The 5364-nt window shown below is 70.9% G+C and carries 4 protein-coding genes and 2 pseudogenes; 5 read left to right on the forward strand and 1 reads right to left on the reverse strand.

Going from position 1 to position 5364, the window contains the following annotated elements; genetic code table 11:
• The first annotated feature begins 134 nt into the window (after positions 1–134).
• Entirely contained in the window at positions 135–1346 is a 1212-nt protein-coding gene (locus tag GT354_RS16560; RefSeq protein WP_161357077.1) for an RNA ligase, read from the forward strand.
• An 89-nt stretch (positions 1347–1435) separates the two neighbouring features.
• On the opposite strand, the gene GT354_RS16565 is transcribed toward GT354_RS16560, so the two are convergent.
• Entirely contained in the window at positions 1436–2209 is a 774-nt protein-coding gene (locus GT354_RS16565) for a TetR/AcrR family transcriptional regulator C-terminal domain-containing protein (protein WP_161357078.1), read from the reverse strand.
• 274 nt (positions 2210–2483) lie between these two features.
• Here GT354_RS16565 and GT354_RS16570 point away from each other — a divergent pair.
• The 4 genes and pseudogenes from GT354_RS16570 to GT354_RS16585 form a co-directional block, all read left to right on the forward strand.
• A pseudogene (locus GT354_RS16570) lies at positions 2484–3434 on the forward strand (ATP-binding cassette domain-containing protein); the annotation flags it as partial.
• A 251-nt stretch (positions 3435–3685) separates the two neighbouring features.
• Positions 3686–4519, forward strand: coding sequence for an ABC transporter permease (locus tag GT354_RS16575; protein ID WP_161357080.1), 834 nt, complete (start codon positions 3686–3688; stop codon positions 4517–4519).
• A gap of 122 nt (positions 4520–4641) precedes the next feature.
• Positions 4642–5148, forward strand: coding sequence for a SigE family RNA polymerase sigma factor (locus tag GT354_RS16580; protein ID WP_161357081.1), 507 nt, complete (start codon positions 4642–4644; stop codon positions 5146–5148).
• Positions 5145–5364 (forward strand): annotated as a pseudogene (locus GT354_RS16585) (hypothetical protein); the annotation flags it as partial. The gene GT354_RS16580 and the pseudogene GT354_RS16585, both read left to right, overlap by 4 nt.

The raw sequence follows: 5364 nt of genomic DNA on the forward strand, positions 1-5364 counted from the left end.
TCGGGCGGAACGGGTTCGGGCGGAACGGGTTCGGGCGGCGCGGGTCCGTCCGGTGTCGGTCCGTCCGGTGTCGGCGCAGGCCGACGCGTATCTCAGGTGAAGGACGCCGGCCCCCCGGCTACGCTGCGGGCCTGATGACCGACTCCACGACGACCACCCTCGACGACCTGTTCCGGCCCGACGACCTCCGTGCCGCACTCGCCGAGGGCTGGGTCGGGCGCAAAGCTCACCCCGAACTGCCGCTGTCCCTCTACTCGTACACGCGAAGGTGCGTCTTCGACAACGCGTGGACGCCGGTGACCACGCGCTGCCGCGGCTTGGTCGTCGAGGACGCCACTGGGCGCATCGTCGCGCACTGTCTGCCGAAGTTCTTCAACCACGGCGAGCACGGACGGGGCAACGCGTACGCGCCGCCGCTGCCCGACGGCGCGTTCGAGATCCTCGACAAGGAGGACGGCTCGCTCGGCCTGGTCTTCCACTACGCCGACCACTGGCGGGTCGCGTCCAAGGGCGCGTTCGAGTCGCAGCAGGCGGTCTGGGCGCAGGAGTGGCTGGACGAGCGCGACACCCGGGCGTTGGATCCCGCGCTCACCTACGTCACCGAGATCATCCACCCCGACAACCGCATCGTCGTCGACAACGGCGGCGAGCGAACCCTCGTACTACTCGCGGTATTCGGCCCCGGCGGCACCGAACGCCCCCTGGCCGCACACGCCGACGCGTGGGCGGCCGTCGGCGGTCGGGTGGTCGGGTCGTGGCCGGCGGTGCCGATCGCCGACGTCCTGCGCGCCGCGGCGAACGATCGCGCCCTCGACGGCACGGCCACGACCGGGAGCGCGGGGGAGGGGTGGGTGCTCCGCTACGCCTCGGGCCTGCGGGTGAAGGTCAAACTCACCGACTACGTACGCCTGCACCGGATCATGACCGGCGTCACCGAGCGCGACATCTGGCGCTACCTGGGCATGCAACGCTTCGCCGGTCGCGACCCGCGCCTGGTGGCGTACGCGCTGACCTGCTCGGAGCGCGAAGTCGCCGAACAGACGGCGCCGTTCGACGCGCTGCTGGACCTCGTGCCGGACGAGTTCGATACGTGGGTACGGGCTGTCGCGGCGGGACTCACCGAGCGCGCCCGGGAGTTGGACGACGCGACGCGCGCGGCGTTCACCCGCGTCGCCCACCTGGGCGAGGACGGCGCCGCCTTCGCGAAGGCGGCCCAGTCGGTGGGGGATCGGCAGATCACCGCCGGCCTGTTCCTGCTCCGGGACGGTCGCCCGATCGACCTCCCGATCTGGCGCGCCGTCAAACCCGAGACGGCGGCCCGGTTCGCGGAGGACGACCACGGCTGAGGTCGACCACGGCCGAAGTCGACCACGGCTGAAGTCGACCACGGCCGAGCGGCACGGCCGAGGGCGGTCACGGCCGAAGGCGAGCGGCGTCAGTCCCGATCGCGGTGCGCCGCGCGCCCGTCCACATACGCTTCGAGGCCGTCGAGCATCCGCTGCAACCCGAACTCGAAGGCCGCTTCGCCGTCGGTGGAGAACGCGTCCTCGGCGAGCGCGGCGAGCAGCGGATAGTTGCCGGAGGACATCGCGGTGGCCAGGATCGGCGCCTGGGCCTGCCAGAACTTCTCGTCGCTGACGCCCGTGCGCGCCGCCGCGCGTTTCTCGTTGAAGTGGCTGCGGGCCAGGCCGTTGACGAAGCCGCCGTCGATGATCGTCAGCACCGCCATCTTCTCGCGGTCCGACAGCGTGATGTCGCGGATGGCGCCGAGGGCGATTTCCAGCCCTGCCAGCGAGTTGGGCCCGAGTACGGGCCTCGCCTGGTCGACCCACAGCAGCCACGGATGGCGGGTGTACATCTGCCAGGTCCCGCGCGCGATCCGTTCCAGGGCCGAGCGCCAGCCGAGTTCGGGGTCGAACTCTTCGCCGTCGCACGGGTCGTTGACCTGATCGATCATCAGGTCGAGCAACTCGGCCTTGCCGGGCACGTACCGGTACAGGGACATCGTGCCCACGCCGAGCTCGGTCGCCGCGCGACGCATCGAGAGGGCTTCGAGCCCCTCGGTATCGGCGATGGTGATCGCGGTCGTGACGATCCGGTCGAGGGTGAGCCCCGGCTTGGGCCCTCGTGAAGGCTTCCGGTCGAGCCCCCAGAGCAGTTCGAGACTGCGCGCGAAGTCCCCGCTGCCGGTGTGATCGGTGCTGGTCATGGTCCCCCCATGGTAGGAGCAACCGACATCGCCGCCGGCCGGCGCGGGTGGCCGAGGGCCGCCGGCGGTCGCCATCCGCGCGGTGGCGGATGCGCGCCGAGGGGCGAGCCGCCCCGGGCGGACACGCCGGCCACGGCGGCCCCTCCGACGCCGCGATCCGGCCCGTCCGCAGCCGCTCGGGATGACGAACGGGACGAACGGGATGACGAACGGGCGATAACTGAGTACGGTGTACGCGCAATAGGGTACGGTGTACTCGGTTTGGGGGTGTGTCATGTTCGACGATGGATACACGGTCCTCGTGGAGGGCCTGGGCAAGTGCTATGCGGACACGTGGGTGTTGGCCGACTTCGATCTCGCGGTGCCTCGCGGGACGGTGTACGGGCTGCTCGGGCCCAACGGGGCCGGCAAGACCACGGCGGTGCGGATCCTGGCCACGCTGCTGCGGCCGGATGCCGGGCGGGCTCTGGTGGCGGGACGCGACGTGGTGCGGCAGCCGCGGGCGGTGCGGCGACGGATCGGGCTCACCGGTCAGCAGACGGCGGTGGACGAGAGCATCACCGGGCGGCAGAACCTGGCGCTGTTCGGGCGGCTGTTCCACCTCGACCGACCGCAGGCGGCCCGCCGGGCGGACGAACTCCTCGCCCGCTTCGGCCTGGCCGACGCGGCGGACAAGGGCGTCAAGGGATACAGCGGCGGAATGCGGCGTCGGCTCGACTTGGCCGCGAGCATGATTCTCGCGCCCGACGTGCTGTTCCTGGACGAGCCGACGACGGGCCTCGACCCGCGCGGGCGCAACGAGATGTGGGCCGCGGTGCGCTCGTTGGTCGCGGACGGGACGACCGTGCTGCTGACCACGCAGTACCTGGACGAGGCCGACCGACTCGCCGACCGGATCGCCGTGCTCGACCGCGGCCACAAGGTCGCCGACGACACACCGGACGCCCTCAAGCACGCCTTCGGCGGGGATCGGATCGAGGTCGTCCTGCGCGAGCCCGGAGACATCCCGCACGCACTCCGGGCGCTGTCGGGGGTGACCGTGAACGGCGCCGAACCGCGGATCGACCGCGACGACCGGCGGGTGAGCGCGCCGGTGGGCGACCGGGTGGCGGCCCTGACCGAGGTCGCCCGCCTACTCCGGGCGGACGGCGTCACGATCGAGGACATCGGGGTACGCCGACCGACCCTGGACGAGGTCTTCCTCGGCCTGACCGGCCACGCGACGACCGAGCCCGAATCCGATCCCGAATCCGAACCCAAGCCCGAATCCAAGCCCAAGCCGAAGCCCGAACCCGAGCCCGAATCCAAGCCCAAGCCCCAGCGCAGGCCCGACTGCCGGCCCGATCCCGATTCCGACCCCGATCCCGAATCCACAGCCGGAGATCCCGAAGCCAAATCCACAGCCGGAGATCCCGAAGCCAAATCCACCGCCGGAGATCCCGAATCCGAATCCACAGCCGGAAAGATGGCCGCGTCATGAGCGTCGCCCAACCGCCGCACATCCCGATCCAGGACGCCCCGGAGCGACGGCTGTACTGGGCGATCACCGACTGCCTGACCATGGTGCGCAACGAACTGACCCACATCGTGCGCCAACCGTCCATCCTGGCCTGGCAATTGGGCTTCCCGATCATGTCGGTCCTGCTCTACGTCTACGTCTTCGGCAGTGCGATGGACGTGGGCGGCGCGGACTACAAGGACTTCGCGCTGCCCGGCATGTTCGCGATGACGATGGCCTTCGGATTCACCAACACCGCGTCGGTGATGGCCATCACCAAGGACCTCGGCGTGATGGACCGCTACCGCTCGATGCCGATGGCACCCTCGGCGGTGGTGAGCGGACGCGGAGTCGCCGACGTCGTGGGCGCGTGCGTGGACCTCGTGGTCCTCGCCGTCATCGCCCTGGCCGTCGGGTGGCGGGCCGACGGAACGCTCGCCGAGGCGTCGGCCGCCTTCGCCCTCCTGATCCTGCTGCGCTTCTCGCTCACCTGGATCGGCGTCTTCCTGGGCCTGCTCGTGCCCAACGCCCAGGCGGCGGGGAACCTCTTCGCGGTGGCCTTCCCGTTCGGCATGATCTCCAGCGTGTTCACCCCGCCGTCGCTGATGCCGACCTGGCTGGGCGCGATCGCCATGTGGAATCCGGTCTCGTCCACCGCCAACGCGATCCGCGACCTCTTCGGCAACCCGTCCCCACACGGCGGCAGTTGGATCGAAGCCCATGCCGTCGCCATGGCCGTGGCCTGGCCCCTGATCATCACCGCGATCTTCCTCCCGTTGGCCATCCACCGTTTCCAAGCCCTCAGCCGCTGACGGACCCGCGGTGAAACGTCGCCGTTCACACAGAACCCCACCCGCGCGAACCTCGTCTGTTCGATGACGGCGATCCGATCGACGGACGCGGACGCATCAGGGAACGAGCGCGAGGGGACTGCGTGGACGGCGACGCGGAACGGGACTTCGAGACATTCGTACGGGCCAACGCGCATCGACTACTGCACGCGGCCACCCTCTTGACAGGCGACCGCGGCCGCGGCGAGGACCTGGTCCAGAACACCCTCGCCCGCACCTACCTGAACTGGCACCGCATCCGTCACGAGGACCCGCTCACGTACGTCCGCCGGGGCCTGGTCAACGGCCACCGGGACTGGTGGCGGCGAAAGCCCTCCCACGAAAGGCCGGTCGCCCACCTCCCCGAAGGCCGCGCCCCCGACGACCCGGCCGCCGAACACGCCCGCCGCGACGCGGTGTTGCGTGCACTGGCCGGCCTGACCAAGCGCGAGCGCGCGGTGATCGTCCTGCGCTACTACGAGGACCTCACGGAGGCCGAGATCGCCCGAGTCCTCGACATCGCCGCGGGCACCGTCAAAAGCACCGCCAACCGGGCACTCGGCAAGCTCCGCGTGTCGCCCCAACTCGTAGCCGCGGAGGCGACGTCGTGACCACCGAGCACTGGGACACCACGGAATTGCGCGCCGTACTCGCCCACGGGACACCGGACCCCGGCCCGACCACCGCCCTGACCGCGGCAGTTCGCCGCCGCGCGGTCCGGGTGCGCCGCAACCGCCTGGCAGCGGTGGCAACGGCGTGCGTCCTGGCGACGACGGCCGGCATCCTGGCCCTGGCCGACCCCTTCGGCGCCCCCGCCCCCGCAACCG

Origin of the sequence: Streptomyces sp. SID3343 (genome assembly GCF_009865215.1) — a bacterium.
Classification (GTDB): domain Bacteria; phylum Actinomycetota; class Actinomycetes; order Streptomycetales; family Streptomycetaceae; genus Embleya.

Bases quoted from the DNA above. Each gene is read 5' to 3' on its own strand.
- GT354_RS16560 (WP_161357077.1), top strand. From the start codon at position 135: ATGACCGACTCCACGACGACCACCCTCGACGACCTGTTCCGGCCCGAC.
- GT354_RS16565 (WP_161357078.1), bottom strand. From the start codon at position 2,209: ATGACCAGCACCGATCACACCGGCAGCGGGGACTTCGCGCGCAGTCTC.
- GT354_RS16575 (WP_161357080.1), top strand. From the start codon at position 3,686: ATGAGCGTCGCCCAACCGCCGCACATCCCGATCCAGGACGCCCCGGAG.